A 17,600-nucleotide genomic window follows, 5' to 3' on the forward strand; every position below is an offset into this window, starting at 1 on the left:
CAGCCGCCCGCCGACCGACAGCCCGCCGCGCCCGTTCACGACGAAATCTCCGGTGATCTGGCCCTCGTAAGCCTGCATTTCGCGGATGTCGATCACGGCGCGGGCGCGGTCGATGGTGACAAGCGCCCGGGTCTGGCCCAGCTTGAGGACGCCCAGGTCGATGGAAGGGGCGGCAAGCGCGATCTCGGCATCCATGGCGCCAACGGCGCTGACGTCGATCTCGCCCGCGGGCCAGGCTGCCGCCGCCATCCCGCCCGCCTCGCCGCCGCCCATCTCGCCCTCCGGTCCGGTGCCGATGGTGATCGGCCCGGCGGTCAGCTGGCCCTTCAGCTTGTAGCGCGCCTCGCCCGGCAGCAGGTCGAGGTCGCCCTTGACCTGGTTCTGGTCCGCCGTGATCTCGGCCTCGCGCAGGAAGGCGGCGCCGGTGCCGTCCATGGTCAGCGTGCCGGTGACCTGAAGCTTGTCCTTTCCAAGACCGGGGTCGGGCCGGGCGAGGTCCGACCCCATCAGCGCCCCCACTGCCGGAAGGTCGGCAAGGTTCGCCGTCAGCGCGCCTTCGGCCGCAACCGGGGCATAGCCGCCACGACCGTCGAAGCTGACGGTCGAGCCGCCTGCAGTCAACTTTGCGATCAAGGGCACCACGCGGCCCATGGCGAAGGCCGAGAAGACCCCGCCCTTCAGGTCGAGAGCCACGCTCTGGCCCCCGGACAGCGCCGTCGCCTTCAGTATGAAGGGGCCGGAGAAATCGGGGATCGACAGGCTCGCGTCCACATCGTCAAGCGCGATCACGCGGCCCGACTGGCGGTCGTTGAACCGGACCTGTCCGCCGGTGATCGACCCCTGGTCCAGCGTGAAGCCGGTCGCCGCGGCAGGGACGCCGCCCTCCGCACCCGCCGTGCTGGCCGCAAAGACCCAGTTTGCCCGGCCGTCCTTGTCGCGCTCCAGGTTGATCTCGGGCCGGTCGGCGGACAGGCCGAGGATCTTCACCTCGCCCCCCATCAGCGCGCCGAGGTTGACGTCGATCGACAGGCTTTCGGCACGGAAGAGCGGCTGGTCACTCGCCGCCCAGTCGGCATTGGCGATGCTGACCGGCCCGGTCGTCACACCCAGCGAGGGCCAGAGCCGCGGCTTCACCTCGCCGGTCAGGGCCATCTTGCGGCCGGTCATCGCCTCGAACTGCGCCGAGACCGCCTGGGCGATCCGCTCGGAGGGGACCATGGCCAAAAGGCCGACGGCCACCAGCACGATCCCCGCCAGCCCTACCCCGACCCGGACGATCCAGCGCATGCTCACCTCCTCGGATGTTCTTGTTTTGTCGAAGTCTATGCCCGCAGGCGGCGCGATGCCAAGTCAGGGGGTCCGGACTGGCATCAAATAGCCGAGAGGCGCGCGCGGCCCCGGGCTTTCCACGCAGGCCCGCGCGGAGTATAGGCGGCGCATGTCCGAAAACCCGCCGATCCTTCGCCCCGACCTTGCCCGCGCCCTTGTCCCCGACCTGCGGCGCGAGGGCCAGCCGACCATCGGCATGGTCTCGCTGGGCTGTCCGAAGGCGCTGGTCGACAGCGAGCGCATCCTGACCCGGCTTCGGGCCGAGGGCTATGCGATCAGTCCGGACTACAAGGGCGCGGATGCGGTGATCGTGAACACCTGCGGCTTTCTGGATTCGGCCAAGGCCGAAAGCCTTGAGGCCATCGGCGAGGCCCTGCAGGAAAACGGCCGGGTGATCGTGACCGGCTGCCTGGGCGCCGAGCCCGACTACATCACCGGCGCCCATCCAAAGGTGCTGGCGGTGACCGGCCCGCACCAGTACGAGGCGGTGCTGGATGCCGTCCATGGCGCGGTGCCCCCCGCGCCCGATCCGTTCATCGACCTTCTGCCCGCGACCGGCGTCAGCCTGACGCCCCGGCACTACAGCTATCTGAAGATTTCCGAAGGCTGCAACCACGCCTGCAAGTTCTGCATCATCCCCGACATGCGCGGCAAGCTGGTCAGCCGCCCCGCCCATGCCGTGCTGCGCGAGGCGGAAAAGCTGGTGGCGGCGGGGGTGAAGGAGCTTCTGGTGATCAGCCAGGACACCTCGGCATATGGCGTCGACCGCAAGCACGACCTTTCCCCCTGGCAGGGCGGCGAGGTGCGCGCCCATATCATCGATCTTGCGCGCGAGATGGGCAAGCTCGGCGCCTGGGTGCGGCTGCACTATGTCTATCCCTATCCGCATGTCCGCCAGCTGATCCCCTTGATGGCCGAGGGGCTTGTGCTGCCCTATCTCGACATCCCGTTCCAGCACGCCCACCCCGACACGCTGCGCCGCATGGCCCGGCCCGCGGCGGCGGCGAAGACCCTGGACGAGATCGCCGCCTGGCGCGCGGTCTGCCCCGACCTGACCCTGCGCTCCACCTTCATCGTCGGCTACCCCGGCGAGACCGAGGCGGAGTTCCAGACGCTGCTCGACTGGCTGGACGAGGCGCAACTGGATCGGGTCGGCTGCTTCCAGTACGAAAACGTCGCCGGAGCGCGGTCGAACCTCCTGCCCGATCACGTCCCGCCAGAGGTGAAGCAGGAGCGCTTTGATCGCTTCATGGAAAAAGCGCAGGCGATTTCTGGGGCGAAACTCGCCGCAAAGGTTGGAAAAGTGCTGGAGGTGATCGTCGACGAGGTGGACGAAGACGGCGCCACCTGCCGCACCAAGGCCGACGCGCCCGAGATCGACGGCAACCTTTTCATCGACGAAGGCTTCGAGGGACTGGCCCCCGGCGACATCGTCCAGGTCGAAGTGGACGAGGCCGGGGAGTACGATCTCTGGGGTCGGGTGGTGTGAGGCCTTTCTTCGCTTGCGGGCAGTAGCCGGTCTCTCATTTGAATTGCCCCCACTTCATCATCAGCCGTTACATTCCGCGTTCCTGAATCTGCACCGATCTGCGAGAATGATGAGCAGTTGCAACCCGTCTGCGAGGTTATAAGTTGTTTCGCGCTCTACTTCGTCTTGCGCTCATGCTAGCTTCAGCATCTGCCAAAGCAGACATTTCAGAGACCCTGAAATTCATGCAAGAGGCTGCCCGGTCCCATGCTGAAGTCAAAAATGCAGTTATCGATGTGGAAGGTAAGTCTCTAAAGATAGCCATGAATGATGGGCATGAACTGACACTCTATCCAGATAACATTGAAGCCCATATTTCTTCTTTATCCTCGCGGCAGCAGCGCCTTGACGAGGTACAACACCATATCTCAATTCTGCTTGAGAACCCACTATCTGAGGCACCACTTTTAGTTGACGAGCTACTGCCGGCCATCAGAGAGCAGAATCTCTTTTCAGATATTCTCGCCGCCAACCCCGACTCTGCTCCGCTCGTTCAAGAACCGATCGCGCCCGGGCTTTCCATCTATTATGTCATCTCGGAATCGGAGCTTCTGAGGTATTTGACTACGGGTGATCTCAAACGTTCAGGGCTTTCTGAGAACAGGCTTTCCGAATCCGCATTCGGAAACCTGCGAAATCGCGCCACGAAGATGGAAATAGTTGCTCTCTCCGAGGATCCCTGGATCGCCACATTCGTCATGGATGGGGTGAACGAAGGCGCCCTTATGGCGCTTCCGGAAATATGGGAAGACCTGTCCGCCAAGAGGGGCAGCATTGGTCTCATTTATCCCAGTCGTGGAAGCATATTTGTTTTTGACGCGAATTCGAGCCCAGCCAGGGAGATCGTTTTGGCATACCTTCGCCAGGAGGAGGGCAGTTCTGCTTACCCGGTATCTAATCAAATGTACGAATGGTCCGAAGGCGGCTGGGTTTTGCTAGCCCATTGAACTCTCGATCTGCAAGATCACACCTGCTCTATCCTACCCAACGGCACCATCTGTCCTACCCCACCAGCACCACCACCCAGGCCACCCCCGCCGCGATCGCCGCCAGCGCCACACAGGCCGAGCCGCAGTCCTTGGCCTTCTTCGCCCGAGGGTCGGGGCCTGGCGAGATATGGTCGACCACCTCCTCGATGGCGGTGTTGATCAGCTCCGCCGCCAGCACCAGAAGGCCCAGCGCCAGGATCAGCGCGCGTTCGCCGGGGCTCAGATCCAGCGTGAAGGCCAGCGCGGCCGAAAGGACATTGGCGATGGTCCACTGCCGCATCGTCTTTTCCGTGGCCCAGGCAGCGCGGAAACCGTCCCAGGACCAGATCACCGTATTGGCGAAGCGCCGCGCCTCGGCTGCAAGCATGTCGCGCATTCGTCTCTCCCCCTGCCCTTGGGGCGAGAGGTTAGCCCCGGACACCCGGGCCGTCGAGCGCCCGGAAACACGCGCAGGCTCAGGCGTGGCGGATCACGCCGACCAGCCAAAGCACCGCACCCAGCAGGATCGCGCCTTCCAGCACCGGGAAGACCGGGCCGATGCTGGCCTCGGCGACAGTGCCGGTCATCATCAGGAAAAGACCGAGAAGCAGAAGCAGCGACCCGATCTGATGCAGCCAGAAATGCAGCTTGGGAAGCGCCCCCTCGGCAAGGCCGGGGATCAGCCGGTAACCGATGCCGAACGCGGTCATCAGCGTGAAGCCCAGAAGGTTGATATGGGCATGAACCGGCGCAAGCGTATGGTCGCCGCTGCCGCCCATATAGGCACCGAACACGATGCCGACCACCAGATAAACCGCGCCCGCCACCAGGAAACCGCGTGAGATATCCATGTCCGTCCCTCGTTGCCGGGCTCTTGTGGCCCGCAGGCGGCAGTCTACCAGCCGGACGGGCGGGGACCAAAGATTTTCATGCAAGAATGCGAATGTGTGTCAGCCGACATCCCCGTCACCTCGCAACGCCGCCAGCGCGGCGCGGGTGCAGGTGACGATATGGGCGAAGCGGTCGCCGCCCAGGTGCACCCCGCCATACCAGCGGGTGACGACGACGATGCGGTCGGGCACACCCTCGCGCTCCAGCATCTTCAGGATCACCGCGCCCGCTCCGGCCTCGCCATCATCGTTCTTCAGGGGCCCACCGTCGGCCAGAAGCGCCGCCCAGCTGTGGTGCGTGGCCTTGTCGAACTTGCGGCGGCGGCGCAGGGTCGCCAGAAAGGCGTCTATCTCGGCCTTCGAGGTCACGCGGCCCCCTGCGGCGGCATAGCGCGAGCCGCGGTCGCGCAGGATGTCTTCCAGGACGATCATGCCGCCTTCCTAGGGAAAGAAAGGGCGACGGACCAGAGGGGAGGGCCCGCCGCCGCGGCCGCCGTCTGCACCCGGCAGGGCGGCCAGTCCCTTCGGCGCTAGCCCAGCGCCTCGATCTCGGCCTTGTTCGGGCAGAAGTCCGGCATCGAATCCGCCGAGGCGGAGGCGACCAGCCAGATTTCGCATTGCGCACTGCGCCCGCAGGCCGCGCAGCGCGAGATCAGGTATTCCAGCTCGTCGCGCTGCAGCCAGCCCTCCACCACCGCGCGCGGCAGGTTCACGCCCGAAATCCGCGCCATGCCGCGGGTAAGCCACCACGCCTTCGGTGCCTCGGGATACCCGATCATCGTCAAAACCTCCGGTCCTCGGGACGAAACTGCCCCGCTCCGGCCCGGCCCGCCTTGACCCAGATCAAGAGCCGGTCAGACGACGGACCGTTGCCGCGACCACAGCCTTGCGCGCGGCATTCGGCGGGTGGCTGCCGAGGAACTTGTCGCCGGGATCGGGCAGCCGGTCGAAGAAGCCGGTGCCCCGCATCGGATCATAGCCCGCGACCAGCGCGATCTCGGCGCCAAGGGAATCGGCCTCAAGCTCGAAATCCTTGGAATAGCTGCGCGCTGCAACCTCGGCGCCCATGTTCTGCGCCGCCCGCACCTCTTCCGGCGACAGCCCGCTGGCCTGGGCCAGCACCCCGGCCAGAAGCGCGCCGGACATCGCCTGATCCTGCCGCTTGGGGATGTGGCCGGATATATGATGCGCGGCCTCGTGCCCCAGGACGAAGGCCAGCTCGTCGGCGTTCCGCGCATCCGCGATCAGCGCCAGCGTGAAGCCGATCACCGGGCGGTTGAAGGAATCCAGCGTCTGGAAGGCGTTCGGCGGCTGGCCCGGGCGGTCGTCGATGACGATGCGGAAGTCGCAGTTCCGCGCGATGCCCCGGTCGCGGCAATAGCGCTCTGCCACCGGCTCGACCCGCGCGACCACGCTGACGAACGTCTCGGCCGCAGCGCGCGGCGGCTGGACCGGGGCGACAGTGGCCTGCGGCGGCACGGCGGGAGGGGCCGGATAAGTCGCCACGCAACCGCCCAGTGAAAGCATCAGGACGGCGGAAAGCAGGCGACGCATGACGGACCTCGTTCTGGTTCGCGCGAAGCCTAGCAAATCGGCGGGCGGGCGAAAGGCCGTCTCACGCAAGCGTCATGCCGGGTTGCCGCCTGCGGGCCTTGGCGCTAGCCTGACCCCATGTTCACCATCGAGCACGAATTCGACGCCACCGTGATCACCCTTGTCGATGAGGGCGAGGACGGACCGCTTCTGGAAGACATCGTCATCAACGCCTTCGAGGATTGCGTGACGGTCGAGCAGGTCGATCCCCGCACCGACGAGGTCCTGCGCATCACGCTTTCGACGACCCAGATCCGCGACCTCGCCGCCGCGCTGAACCTGCCCGAGGGCAGCTACCGGCTGGAGCGGAAGGCTTAATCCAGCCGGAACAGCTTGTCGCGCGCCGTCGCGCCGCGGACAAGGGTGAGCCGCGTCTTCGCGACCCCCATGGCCTTGGCCAGCGCCGCGCGGGCGGCCTCGGTCGCCTTTCCGGCCTCGGGCGTCTCGGTGACGGCGACGCGGATCTGCTCCTCGACCAGTTCCACCCCTGGACGGCGGGCGTTCGGGGTGACGCGGATGGCAATCATCGCGCTGGGCCGGGCGAGGTGGGACAGATCGGTCATGGGCCCTTGAAAGCCGGGCACGGGAGTTATGGCAAGAGCCCAGGTTTCCTGAGCAAGATATTTATCAGATCCTTCCTTCAAAGGATGTGGCTCTGATCCCACCGTCTGGCCAAACGCCCCCGCCGCTTCTAGTCTTCACCCAAAGGGAGACCGCAGATGACCACCGCCTTCTTCTCCGACGAACGCTGCTTCTGGCACGGCGGCGGCAACTACGCCTTCACGCTTCCGGTCACAGGGCTGGTGCAGCCCACGCCGGGCGGCCTGCCCGAGAACCCCGAGACCAAGCGCCGCCTGCGCAACCTGATCGAGGTGACGGGCCTGACCCGGCACCTGTCGATGCGCGGGGCCGATCCCGCCACGAAGGACGACCTCCTCCGCATCCACCCGGACAGCTATCTCTCTGCCTTCAAGGCCGCCTCCGACGCGGGTGGGGGCGAGTTGGGCCTGCGCACCCCCTTCGGCGCGGGCGGCTATGAGATCGCGGCGCTTTCCGCCGGTCTGGCGAAAGCCGCCTTCCGTGCGGTGCTGACCGGAGAGGCCCGCAACGCCTATTCCCTCTCCCGCCCGCCGGGGCATCATTGCACCGCCGATTTCCCGAACGGATTCTGCCTGTTGAACAACATCGCCGTGGCGATCCGGGCGGCTCAGGCCGAGGGGCTGGTCCGCCGCGTCGCGGTGATCGACTGGGACGTCCACCACGGCAACGGGACCGAGGCGATCTTCTACGACGACCCCGATGTGCTGACCATCAGCCTGCATCAGGAGCGGAACTATCCCCTGGATACCGGCGGGGTCGAGGCGCAGGGCGCGGGCGCCGGAAAGGGCGCAAACCTGAACCTGCCGCTGCCGCCCGGGACCGGCCACAACGGCTATCTCTACGCGATGGAGCGGGTGGTCCTGCCCGCGCTCGACCGCTTCCAGCCCGAGGCGATCATCGTCGCCTGCGGCTTCGACGCCGCCGCCGTCGACCCGCTGGGCCGGATGCTCTGCTCCGCCGAGACCTTCCGCAGCCTTACCCGCATGGCGATGCAGGCCGCCGACCGCCTGTGCGACGGCAAGCTGACCCTGGTCCACGAAGGCGGCTATTCCGAGGTCTACGTTCCCTTCTGCGGCCATGCCGTGCTGGAGGAGTTGAGCGGTTCCGACATCACCGCACCAGACCCGCTGGCCGCGACCCTCGCCAAACGCCAGCCCGACGCCCGCTTCGACGCCTTCCTCCGCGGCTGGATCGACGAGGCGGCGAAGACGCTCAACCTTTGAACAACTCCAGGAATTTTCTGGAAAATTCCTGGACTTCCGAACGTTCCGCACATCTTTCCGGCGTCGGACGTCGTCGGTGCCGACCGCAGGACAATCCACCGCTCGGGTGACTGGCGCCGCACCGGCAATCCGCCTAATCTGCCCGCGAAGAAAACACTCAGGTTTCCCATGCCCCCTCGCAACGACGCTGCCCTCGCCTTCCTCTCCGCCCGCCAGTCCCGGCCTGCCAAGCTCTTCTCCCTCCCGGTGCCGAACCGCGACCAGTTGACCGAGATCCTGACCGCCGCCACCCGCGTCCCCGACCACGGCAAGCTGGAGCCCTGGCGTCTGGTCGTGCTTCAGGGTGCGGCCTTCAAGCGGCTGGCCGATCTGGCCGAGGCGCGGGCGCAGGAACTGGGCGGCGATGCCGAGATGGCGGCCAAGGGGCGCGGCCAGTATGACAATGGCAAGCTTGCGGTGGTGGTGATCGCCTCGCCCAAGCCCTCGGCCAAAATCCCGCCGGTCGAGCAGTTGCTGTCCGCCGGTGCCCTGTGCTTCAGCATCGTCAATGCCGCCGAGGCAGCGGGTTGGGGCGCGAACTGGCTTACCGGCTGGCCCGCGCATGACGCGACCTTCGCCGCCCGCGCCTTCGGCTGCCAGGGCGGCGAGACCGTGGCCGGCATCGTCCATATCGGCACCCCGCCCGCAGATTTCCCCGACCGCCCGCGCCCCGATCTCGCGAAGATCGTCACCTGGGCCGAGGGGTGATCTTCACCGCCTTCTTCCGGGCGCTCGGCCAGCTCGGTGACCGCCGCTTCCGGCGGGTGGTCTTCCTGGGTTTCCTTCTGGCGCTGGCCCTTCTTTTCGGCACCTACGCGCTGTTCCTGCAGCTGATCTGGTGGCTGTCACCCGACCAGATCAACCTGCCGGTCATCGGTCCGATCACCGGGATGCACACGCTGCTGGGCTGGACCTCGGTCCTGCTCATGATCGGGCTTTCGGTCTTCCTGATGGTCCCCGTGGCCTCGGCCTTCACCGGGATATTCCTGGAAGACGTCGCCGACGCGGTCGAGGACCGGCACTATCCACAGCTGCCGCCCGCAACGCCGCTCAGCCTGGCCGAGGGGTTGCGCCAGTCGGTCAACTTTCTGGGCGTGGTGATCGCGGCGAACCTGGGCGCGCTTCTCGTCTACCCGTTCCTCGGCCCAGGCATCCCCCTTCTCTTCTGGGCGATGAACGGCTTTCTTCTGGGCCGCGAATATTTCAGCCTCGTCGCGCTCCGCCGCCTGCCGCCCGTCGAGGTCAAGGCCATGCGCCGCCGCAACCGCTGGACGCTCTGGGCCGCCGGGGCGCTGATGGCCGCGCCGCTGACGGTGCCGATCCTGAACCTGTTGGTGCCGGTCCTGGGCGTGGCGACCTTCACCCATCTCTACCACCAGCTTGCCAGCGCCGGGCACTGACACCCGCACCGTCAGTGGCGGATGCGCCCGAACCAGTCGAGGTCGTCGATCGTGATCCAGCCCGACAGGATCACCGCGATGATCACCGCCCAGATCGGCGTCGCGATCAGCGTGGTGATCCAGGCCTTGCGCTTCACTATCTCTTCCGCCGGCGCGCCGGGCGGAGTGCCCGGGACGATGTGCTTCGCCTCGTCCTGCGACACGGTCCGTATCGGCAGCACGCAAAGCAGCGTCAGGAACCAGGTGGTCGCATAAAGGACAATGGCGCCGGTGATGCTCATGCCTGCTCCAGCTCCACCAGGCAGCCGTTGAAATCCTTCGGATGCAGGAACAGGACCGGCTTGCCATGCGCCCCGATCTTCGGCTCGCCAGACCCCAGCACCCGCGCGCCCGAGGCCTTCAGATGGTCGCGCGCGGCCAGGATGTCATCGACCTCATAGCAGATGTGGTGAATGCCGCCGGCGGGGTTCTTCTCCAGGAATCCCAGAATGGGCGAACCCTCTCCCAGCGGATGCAGAAGCTCGATCTTGGTGTTCGGCAGTTCGATGAAGACCACCGTCACGCCGTGGTCCGGCTCGGGCTGCGGTGCGCCCACTTTCGCCCCCAAGGTGCCGCGATACTGCGCGGCGGCGGCCTCCAGGTCCGGCACGGCGATGGCGACATGGTTCAGGCGTCCGATCATGGGGTCCTCGTCAAGCTCTCGCGCCTGCTTATGCGGTCCGGGAACGGGCCATGCAAGCGCAGAAGGGTCGCAGGCGTTAACCCGGACTTTACGGGCCATGGCGAAACTTCCGCGCAAGACAGACGAGGTTCGCCCATGCCCTTTCCTCCCGACGCGCCGCTGCCGCAAACCCCGCCGCAGGGTCAGGGTCGCCTGCCCCTGCACGGGCTGACCGTCCTGGTCGTCGACGACAGCCGCTTCACCTGCGATGCGCTGCGCCTGATCCTGCAGCGCGCCGGGGCCAGGCTCCGCCGCGCGGAAAGCCTTGAAATCGCCCGGCTTCATCTGGCCTTCCACCGCCCCGACCTCGCGATCGTCGACCTTGGCCTGCCCGATGGCCGCGGCCAGGACCTGATCGCCGAGCTTGCTCTGGAAGGCCTGCCCGTGCTCGGCCTCTCCGGCGATCCCGAGGGCCGCGAGACTGCGTTGGATGCCGGGGCGACGGGGTTCCTCGAAAAGCCCATCGGCTCGGTCGCGGCGCTGGTCAGGCTGATTCGCCAGCTCGCCACCGGCGCGGGCCCGCTGGAGCGCGGGCAGGATACCGCCCCGCCCCCGGCCGACCCGATGGCGCTGCGCGATGATCTGGTCCGCGCCTCCGGACTGATCGCCGGATCGGGCGATCCCGGATATGCGCAATCCTTCCTGCGCAGCCTGGCCCGCGCGGCGGGCGACCCGGCGCTGGAGGCCGCGGCGCAGGACATCCGCACCGCTTTCGACCGGGCGAAACTCGTCCGGATGATCGAGGATCGGGTGGCCTCCCTCGGCTCCATGGCCTGAGCCGCCTTCGGCGTCAGAACCGGAAATCCGCCGGATAGGAATGGAACCCGTCGAAATCCGCCTTGCCCAGCGGCACCCCGGCTAGGCGCAGTGCCGCATAGCCCATGGTCAGGTGGAAGAAGAAATTCGGCAGGCCATAAAGATGCAGGAACTCCACCCCGGTCTGCTCCAGCACGGCAAAGCCCGCCTGATGCCGGATCACCCGCGCCTCGGCCCCCTCGAACTCGCCCGGCGTCATCCCGCCCAGCATCGCGCGGGCCACCGCCAGACGCGGCCCCAAGGCCTCCGGCAGGTCCGGCACCTCGCGCCCCGCCAGCGGGCAGGCGATCCGCAAGGCAAAGCCCGCCGCAGTCGCGAACTGCTGGCGGGCGGGAAAGGTATCGGCGATCTGCGCGTCCAGGGCATCCGGCCCCGCCACAGCCACGATGTCGCTGATGCGCGACAGGTAGTGGCGGAAGACGGGGACCGAGGCCTGGTACATCAGCTGTCCTTCGGCACCACGCGCAAGGACAACTCCCTCAGCTGCTGAAGCGTCGGATCGGACGGCGCATTCATCAGCAGATCCTCGGCCCGCTGGTTCATCGGGAACATGATGACCTCGCGGATGTTCTGCGTATCGGCCAGAAGCATCACCAGCCGGTCGATCCCCGCAGCACAGCCGCCGTGCGGAGGCGCGCCGTATTTGAACGCCTTGACCATCCCGCCAAAGCGCTTGTCCACCTCCGAGGCCGGATAGCCCGCCAGCTCGAACGCCTTGTACATGATCTCCGGCTTGTGGTTGCGGATACCGCCCGAAATCACCTCGTAGCCGTTGCAGGCCAGGTCATACTGCCAGGCATGAACCTTCAGCGGATCGCCCGACAGCGCCTCAAGCCCACCCTGCGGCATCGAGAACGGGTTGTGCGAGAAGTCGATCTTCCCCTCGTCGGTCTTCTCGTACATCGGGAAGTCGACAATCCAGGCGAAGCGGAAGCAGTCCTGCTCAGTCAGCCCCAGCTCCTCGCCGATCACGTTCCGCGCCCGCCCCGCGATGGCCTCGAAGGCCTCCGGCTTTCCGCCCAGGAAGAAGGCCGCGTCGCCCTCCGCAAGCCCGAGTTCCAGCCTCAGCGCCTCGGTCCGCTCTACCCCGATGGCCTTTGCAATGGGGCCGGCAGCTTCGAATGGCGCAAAATGCTCCATGATTAGGCGTCGCGCCTCCGCAAGGTTTTTGGCGCCGCCGGTCTCGATCATTGCGAGGATGCTGCTTCCTACTATTTCCAGTTCGGCTGGAATGGCGTTGCTCACTTCGGACAACGTCGGCCAGTTCCCGTCAGTCGCTCGCGCGCTTGCTTCGAAGGTTTCTTGCTCTGACAGTTTATCTTTTGGGACATTATCCCAGAAGTTTTCAGCGGCAGCGCTGAACGACCACCACTTATCCAGTAGCGAAAAGACGGCAGGGTCAGGTTTGCCATCAGCCTTGCGCCAGAAGATATAACCCATGCCTGGCAGGCCCTCTTTCTGGGCAAAGGCATTCATCCGGTCGGCGAATTTGCGCGAGCCACCCTTCGGCGCCGGGATGGCGCGGATCTCGTTGCCCTCCTGCTCCAGAAGCTTGGCGAAGATGGCAAAGCCAGAACCGCGGAAATGCTCGCTCACATCCTGCATCCGGATCGGGTTGCGCAGGTCGGGCTTGTCCGACCCGTACCACTTCAGCGAGTCGCGATAGGCGATGCGCGGCCAGTCGGAATAGACCTTGCGGGCCTTGCCGCCCACATCGTTGAACGCCTCGAACAGGCCTTGCAACACCGGCTGGACGGCGGCGAAGACGTTATCCTGCGTCACGAAGCTCATCTCGACGTCCAGCTGGTAGAAGTCGGTCGGCGAGCGGTCCGCCCGCGGGTCCTCGTCGCGGAAGCAGGGCGCGATCTGGAAATAGCGGTCGAAGCCCGCCACCTGGATCAGCTGCTTGAACTGCTGCGGCGCCTGCGGCAGCGCATAGAACTTGCCCGGATGCAGGCGGCTTGGCACCAGGAAGTCGCGCGCGCCCTCGGGCGAGGAGGCAGTGATGATCGGCGTCTGGAACTCGGTGAAGCCCTGGTCCCACATCGCGTTGCGCAGCCAGCGCACCACGTTCGACCGCAGCATCATGTTCGCATGCATCGTCTCGCGGCGCAGGTCCAGGAAGCGATAGGTCAGCCGGGTCTCCTCGGGATATTCGGTATCGCCAAAGACCGGCAGCGGCAGTTCCTCTGCCGCGCCCAGCACCTCGACCCCGGTCACATAGACCTCGATCTCGCCCGTCGGGATCTTGGCGTTCACCAGCGAGGCATCCCGCGCCTTCACCCGGCCGTCCACCTTGATCACCCATTCGCTGCGCACCGCCTCCAGCGCCTTGAACGCGGGGCTGTCGCCATCGCACAACACCTGGGTGATCCCGTAATGGTCGCGCAGGTCGATGAAGAGCACCCCGCCATGGTCGCGCACCCGGTGGACCCAGCCCGACAGCCGGACGGTCTCGCCCACATGGGCCTTGTTCAGCGCGGCACAGGTGTGGCTGCGATAGGCGTGCATTCTCATTCCCCTTCCCAGGGCCTCAAGGTCATCCGGGCCGATACACCTTGCCCCCCGCATGAAGTCAAGCCCGCGCCCTTTCATACTGGCGCAAATATCCCCGCCGGAGGCTCCCTTGGCCAATACCGGATGCCTCCGGCGGGGATATTTCAATCCAGTATGAAAACCGCCGGGATCAGGCCCCGCAGAGCATTGCCCACCCAGAGCCGCACCTGCGGCAGATCGTCGACCGTCAGCACTTGCTCCGGGCACGCCAGTTCCGCCCGCAGCACTCCCGGCAGCAGACCGCAGGCCAAAGGCGGCGTCCGCATCCCCTGCCCCCGGTCGAAGAAGACGCTGGTGATCGACCCGTCGCAGACCTCGGCGCGCTCGTTGAGGAGCAGAACCTCGTCCAGCCCCTGCGGCAGCGCCGCCCGCGCCCGGTCATAGGCTTCGCGCCGGGTGGATTTCACCCGCAGCCAGGGATCGTCCGACCGCAGCCGCTCCACCGCCAGCCCCACCCGCCATTCCGCCTTCGCGGGGGGCAGCTCGGCCACCGTCCATTCCACCCGACCCTCCCGGTCCAGCGTCAGCCGCAGCCGTGCCGGGTGGTCGGGGCCTGCGGGCACGACCTCGGGGCAGTCCCAGCCCAACAGACCCGCCGACCGCCGAAGCCGCGCCGCATGCAACGCCCAGCGCGGGGCGGCGCGACCGTCCCACAGCAGCGTCTCGATCAGCTTCAGCCCCGGCTCACCGCCGCCTTCACGAAGCGCGCCTTCCACAGGGCCTCCTCCCATTCGCCCTCGACCGTCGAGCCATGCGTCAACCCGCCGCCCACATTCATCACGATCCGGTCGCCCCAGACCGACAGCGTCCGGATCGCCACCGAGAAATCCGCCTCGCCCTCCGGCGACATCCAGCCCACCGCGCCGCAATAGACCCCGCGCGGATGGGGCTCCAGCTCGCGGATGATCTCCATCGCCCGGATCTTCGGCGCCCCGGTGACGGAACCGCAGGGAAAGAGGGCCGTCATCAGCCCCGGCAGCGTCGCCGGGCCGTCGAGCACCCCTTCCACCGTCGAGGTCATCTGATGCACCGTCGCATAGGTCTCGATGGCGAACAGCTCCGGCACCCGCACCGACCCCACCCGCGACAGCCGCGAGATGTCGTTGCGCAACAGGTCCACGATCATCAGGTTCTCGGCCCGGTCCTTGGCCGAGGCCGCCAGCTCGGCGATGATCGCCCGATCCTCGGCCGCATCCTGCCCTCTGGGCCGGGTGCCCTTCATCGGGCGGGTGACGATGCGCCCGCCCTCCAGCCGGAAGAACAGCTCGGGCGAGCGCGACACCACCACCGGCCCGACGCCAAGGTCGACATAGGCCCCGTGCCCCACCGCCCCCGTCCGCCGGAACGCCCCGTAAAGCCCAAGCGCCGAGCCCTGCATCAGCGCGGCGGTCATCGGGAAGGTCAGGTTCACCTGATAGCAGTCGCCCGCGGCGATATAGTCGAAGACCCTGCGCGCCGCAGTACCATAAGCCCGCCTGCCGATCATCGGCTCGGGCGCGGTCATCCGGGTCAGGCGCCCCTCCGCCGCCGCCCGCTCCAGAGCCGGCCCGGCGTCGAGCGGCCCGTCGAACACCCCCAGCGCCAGAAGCGGCCCCGGTCGCTTGCGCGGCATCAACCGGCGCAGCTTCGGCTCCAGCGCATAGCCGGCCTCATAGGCGACATAGCCCGCGACCCAGGCCCCCGCCGCGCGCGCCGCTTCCGCCTTCGCAAGCGCCTTGGCCACGTCGCGCGGGTCATGGGCGGCAATGACTTCGCGCGGCGCCGAAAACAGCGCCGCTCGGTCCCCCGGTCCATGCTCCACAAGGATCACTCAACGCCCCCGTTCCCTGTCTTCGCATTACGCCGCGGCGACGCCCCGCGCCAGAGGCTTTCCCGACCGGCATGGCCCGGATTGCGACAGCTCTTCCCCGTCCTCCCGGCCCGGATACCCTCGGCGCACGGATGGCGAAAAGCGCGCCCGTTTGCCCCTTGCGCCGGTCCGGCTTCTCTCTATAACCCGCACAATTTTGCGCAATAGGTGGGGGCTGACATGCCGAAGCGGACCGATATCAAGTCGATCATGATCATCGGCGCGGGTCCCATCGTGATCGGCCAGGCCTGCGAATTCGACTACTCCGGCGCCCAGGCCTGCAAGGCTTTGCGTGAGGAAGGCTACCGGGTGATCCTGGTCAACTCCAACCCCGCGACGATCATGACCGACCCAGGGCTGGCCGACGCCACCTATATCGAGCCGATCACCCCCGAAGTCGTCGCCAAGATCATCGAGAAGGAACGCCCGGACGCGCTGCTGCCCACCATGGGCGGGCAGACCGGGCTGAACACCGCGCTGGCGCTGGCCGACATGGGCGTGTTGGAAAAGTTCAATGTCGAGCTGATCGGCGCCAAGCGCGACGCCATTGAAATGGCAGAAGATCGCAAGTTGTTCCGCGAGGCGATGGACCGCATCGGGCTCGAGAACCCCAAGGCCACCATCGTCGCCGCGCCCACGGTGAACGGCAAGTATGACATCGCCGCCGGGATCCGGCAGGCGATGGAGGCGCTGGAATATGTCGGCCTCCCCGCCATCATCCGCCCCGCCTTCACCCTCGGCGGCACCGGCGGCGGCGTCGCCTACAACCGCGACGATTATGAGGCCATCATCAAGTCCGGCCTCGAAGCCTCTCCCGTCGCGCAGGTGCTGGTCGATGAATCCCTCCTCGGCTGGAAGGAATACGAGATGGAGGTGGTGCGCGACCGCGCCGACAACGCCATCATCGTCTGCTCGATCGAGAACGTCGATCCGATGGGCGTCCACACCGGCGATTCCATCACCGTCGCCCCCGCCCTGACCCTGACCGACAAGGAATACCAGATCATGCGCAACGGCAGCATCGCCGTCCTGCGCGAGATCGGGGTCGAGACCGGCGGCTCCAATGTGCAATGGGCGATCAACCCCGCGGACGGCCGCATGGTGGTGATCGAGATGAACCCCCGCGTCAGCCGCTCCTCGGCGCTGGCGTCGAAGGCCACCGGCTTCCCCATCGCCAAGATCGCCGCGAAGCTCGCCATCGGTTACACGCTGGACGAGCTAGACAACGACATCACCCGCGTCACGCCCGCCAGCTTCGAACCCTCCATCGACTATGTCGTCACCAAGATCCCCCGCTTCGCCTTCGAGAAATTCCCGGGGTCGGAGCCCAACCTGACCACCGCGATGAAATCGGTGGGCGAGGCCATGGCCATCGGCCGCACCATCCATGAAAGCCTGCAGAAGGCGCTGGCCTCGCTGGAAACCGGCCTCACCGGCTTTGACGAGATCGCCATCCCCGGCGCGCCGGACCGCGCCGCCGTCTCGAAGAAACTCTCCGAGGTCACTCCCGACCGCCTCCGCGTCATCGCCCAAGCCATGCGCGAGGGGTTCTCGAACGACGACATCCAGGCGATCACCGCCTTCGACCCCTGGTTCCTCGCCCGCATCCGCGAGATCGTCGAGACCGAGGCGCAGATCCGCAAGGACGGCCTGCCGCTCTCGGCCGAAGGCTTGCGCAGCCTCAAGATGATGGGCTTCACCGACGCCCGGCTCGCCAAGCTCACCGGCCGCGATGAGGCCCAGGTGCGCCGCGCCCGCACCCGGCTCGGCGTCACCGCCGTCTTCAAGCGCATCGACACCTGCGCGGCCGAGTTCGAGGCGCAGACCCCCTACATGTATTCCACCTACGAATCCCCCGCGATGGGCGACGTGGAATGCGAATCCCGCCCCACCGGAGCGAAGAAAGTCGTCATCCTCGGCGGTGGCCCGAACCGCATCGGCCAGGGCATCGAGTTCGACTATTGCTGCTGCCATGCCTGTTTCGCCCTGACCGCCGCGGGCTATGAGACCATCATGGTCAACTGCAACCCCGAGACCGTCTCGACCGACTATGACACCTCCGACCGCCTCTATTTCGAGCCGCTGACG

General features: G+C 66.8%; 21 protein-coding genes. 8 read left to right on the forward strand and 13 right to left on the reverse strand.

The features are described from left to right. A partial coding sequence (locus V7Q39_RS11520; protein ID WP_333816721.1) for an AsmA family protein occupies positions 1–1,287 on the reverse strand: 1,287 nt, incomplete at its 3' end. Between the two features lie 151 nt (positions 1,288–1,438). Between V7Q39_RS11520 and rimO the strand changes: the two genes are divergently transcribed. After that, entirely contained in the window at positions 1,439–2,818 is a 1,380-nt protein-coding gene (gene rimO, locus V7Q39_RS11525; protein WP_333816722.1) for a 30S ribosomal protein S12 methylthiotransferase RimO, read from the forward strand. 224 nt (positions 2,819–3,042) lie between these two features. Next, on the forward strand, positions 3,043–3,804 hold the full coding sequence (locus V7Q39_RS11530; protein WP_333816723.1) for a hypothetical protein: 762 nt from the start codon (positions 3,043–3,045) through the stop codon (positions 3,802–3,804). 55 nt (positions 3,805–3,859) lie between these two features. Here the strand turns inward: V7Q39_RS11530 and V7Q39_RS11535 are convergent, their stop codons facing one another. From V7Q39_RS11535 to V7Q39_RS11555, 5 genes are all read right to left on the reverse strand, one after another. Further along, a complete protein-coding gene (locus V7Q39_RS11535) occupies positions 3,860–4,222 on the reverse strand; it encodes a diacylglycerol kinase (RefSeq protein ID WP_333816724.1) in 363 nt (120 codons plus the stop codon). A gap of 79 nt (positions 4,223–4,301) precedes the next feature. Beyond that, entirely contained in the window at positions 4,302–4,676 is a 375-nt protein-coding gene (locus tag V7Q39_RS11540) for a hypothetical protein (protein WP_333816725.1), read from the reverse strand. A 99-nt stretch (positions 4,677–4,775) separates the two neighbouring features. Then, entirely contained in the window at positions 4,776–5,147 is a 372-nt protein-coding gene (locus V7Q39_RS11545) for a YigZ family protein (protein ID WP_333816726.1), read from the reverse strand. Positions 5,148–5,245: 98 nt separating this feature from the next. Further along, positions 5,246–5,494 carry a DUF6455 family protein gene (locus V7Q39_RS11550; RefSeq protein WP_333816727.1) on the reverse strand — a complete coding sequence of 83 codons (249 nt, stop codon included), beginning with the start codon at positions 5,492–5,494 and terminating at the stop codon, positions 5,246–5,248. A gap of 64 nt (positions 5,495–5,558) precedes the next feature. Further along, on the reverse strand, positions 5,559–6,269 hold the full coding sequence (locus V7Q39_RS11555) for a M48 family metallopeptidase (protein ID WP_333816728.1): 711 nt from the start codon (positions 6,267–6,269) through the stop codon (positions 5,559–5,561). Between the two features lie 117 nt (positions 6,270–6,386). Here V7Q39_RS11555 and V7Q39_RS11560 point away from each other — a divergent pair, with 117 nt between their 5' ends. After that, positions 6,387–6,626: a hypothetical protein gene (locus tag V7Q39_RS11560; RefSeq protein WP_333816729.1), complete on the forward strand. Its 240-nt coding sequence runs from the start codon at positions 6,387–6,389 to the stop codon at positions 6,624–6,626. Here the strand turns inward: V7Q39_RS11560 and V7Q39_RS11565 are convergent. Continuing rightward, positions 6,623–6,871, reverse strand: coding sequence for a DUF167 domain-containing protein (locus V7Q39_RS11565; protein WP_333816730.1), 249 nt, complete (start codon positions 6,869–6,871; stop codon positions 6,623–6,625). The two genes, V7Q39_RS11560 and V7Q39_RS11565, sit on opposite strands and share 4 nt — an antisense overlap. Positions 6,872–7,027: 156 nt before the next feature. On the opposite strand from V7Q39_RS11565, the gene V7Q39_RS11570 reads away from it, so the two are divergent. The 3 genes from V7Q39_RS11570 to V7Q39_RS11580 all read left to right on the forward strand — a co-directional run bounded on the left by V7Q39_RS11570 (position 7,028) and on the right by V7Q39_RS11580 (position 9,570). Continuing rightward, positions 7,028–8,131, forward strand: coding sequence for a class II histone deacetylase (locus V7Q39_RS11570; RefSeq protein WP_333816731.1), 1,104 nt, complete (start codon positions 7,028–7,030; stop codon positions 8,129–8,131). Between the two features lie 168 nt (positions 8,132–8,299). Further along, on the forward strand, positions 8,300–8,878 hold the full coding sequence (locus tag V7Q39_RS11575; protein ID WP_333816732.1) for a nitroreductase family protein: 579 nt from the start codon (positions 8,300–8,302) through the stop codon (positions 8,876–8,878). After that, a complete protein-coding gene (locus V7Q39_RS11580) occupies positions 8,875–9,570 on the forward strand; it encodes an EI24 domain-containing protein (RefSeq protein ID WP_443082511.1) in 696 nt (231 codons plus the stop codon). The genes V7Q39_RS11575 and V7Q39_RS11580 overlap by 4 nt, the downstream gene beginning before the upstream one ends. Before the next feature lie 11 nt (positions 9,571–9,581). Here V7Q39_RS11580 and V7Q39_RS11585 read toward each other — a convergent pair whose 3' ends face one another. Together V7Q39_RS11585 and mce are read right to left on the reverse strand one after the other, a co-directional pair. Beyond that, entirely contained in the window at positions 9,582–9,851 is a 270-nt protein-coding gene (locus V7Q39_RS11585) for a DUF1467 family protein (RefSeq protein WP_333816733.1), read from the reverse strand. Then, entirely contained in the window at positions 9,848–10,252 is a 405-nt protein-coding gene (gene mce / locus V7Q39_RS11590; protein WP_333816734.1) for a methylmalonyl-CoA epimerase, read from the reverse strand. Before mce ends, V7Q39_RS11585 begins: the two co-directional genes overlap by 4 nt. A gap of 135 nt (positions 10,253–10,387) precedes the next feature. Here mce and V7Q39_RS11595 point away from each other — a divergent pair, with 135 nt between their 5' ends. Continuing rightward, on the forward strand, positions 10,388–11,068 hold the full coding sequence (locus V7Q39_RS11595; RefSeq protein WP_333816735.1) for a response regulator: 681 nt from the start codon (positions 10,388–10,390) through the stop codon (positions 11,066–11,068). A gap of 13 nt (positions 11,069–11,081) precedes the next feature. On the opposite strand, the gene V7Q39_RS11600 is transcribed toward V7Q39_RS11595, so the two are convergent. The 4 genes from V7Q39_RS11600 to V7Q39_RS11615 form a co-directional block, all read right to left on the reverse strand. Beyond that, entirely contained in the window at positions 11,082–11,549 is a 468-nt protein-coding gene (locus V7Q39_RS11600) for a DUF1993 family protein (RefSeq protein ID WP_333816736.1), read from the reverse strand. Then, positions 11,549–13,618, reverse strand: a complete 2,070-nt coding sequence (aspS, locus tag V7Q39_RS11605; RefSeq protein WP_333816737.1) for an aspartate--tRNA ligase — start codon at positions 13,616–13,618, stop codon at positions 11,549–11,551. Before aspS ends, V7Q39_RS11600 begins: the two co-directional genes overlap by 1 nt. A gap of 149 nt (positions 13,619–13,767) precedes the next feature. Next, the gene (locus V7Q39_RS11610) at positions 13,768–14,379 is read right to left on the reverse strand and encodes an aminotransferase class IV family protein (protein ID WP_443082512.1); all 612 of its coding nucleotides are present in this window, start codon (positions 14,377–14,379) and stop codon (positions 13,768–13,770) included. Further along, positions 14,337–15,473, reverse strand: a complete 1,137-nt coding sequence (locus V7Q39_RS11615; RefSeq protein WP_443082513.1) for an aminodeoxychorismate synthase component I — start codon at positions 15,471–15,473, stop codon at positions 14,337–14,339. The genes V7Q39_RS11610 and V7Q39_RS11615 overlap by 43 nt, the downstream gene beginning before the upstream one ends. Positions 15,474–15,692: 219 nt before the next feature. Here V7Q39_RS11615 and carB point away from each other — a divergent pair. Beyond that, positions 15,693–17,600 (forward strand): carbamoyl-phosphate synthase large subunit (gene carB / locus V7Q39_RS11620; RefSeq protein ID WP_333816739.1); only part of this gene is annotated, 1,908 nt, incomplete at its 3' end.

The organism is Tabrizicola sp. (genome assembly GCF_036781545.1).
Classification (GTDB): Bacteria; Pseudomonadota; Alphaproteobacteria; order Rhodobacterales; family Rhodobacteraceae; genus Tabrizicola.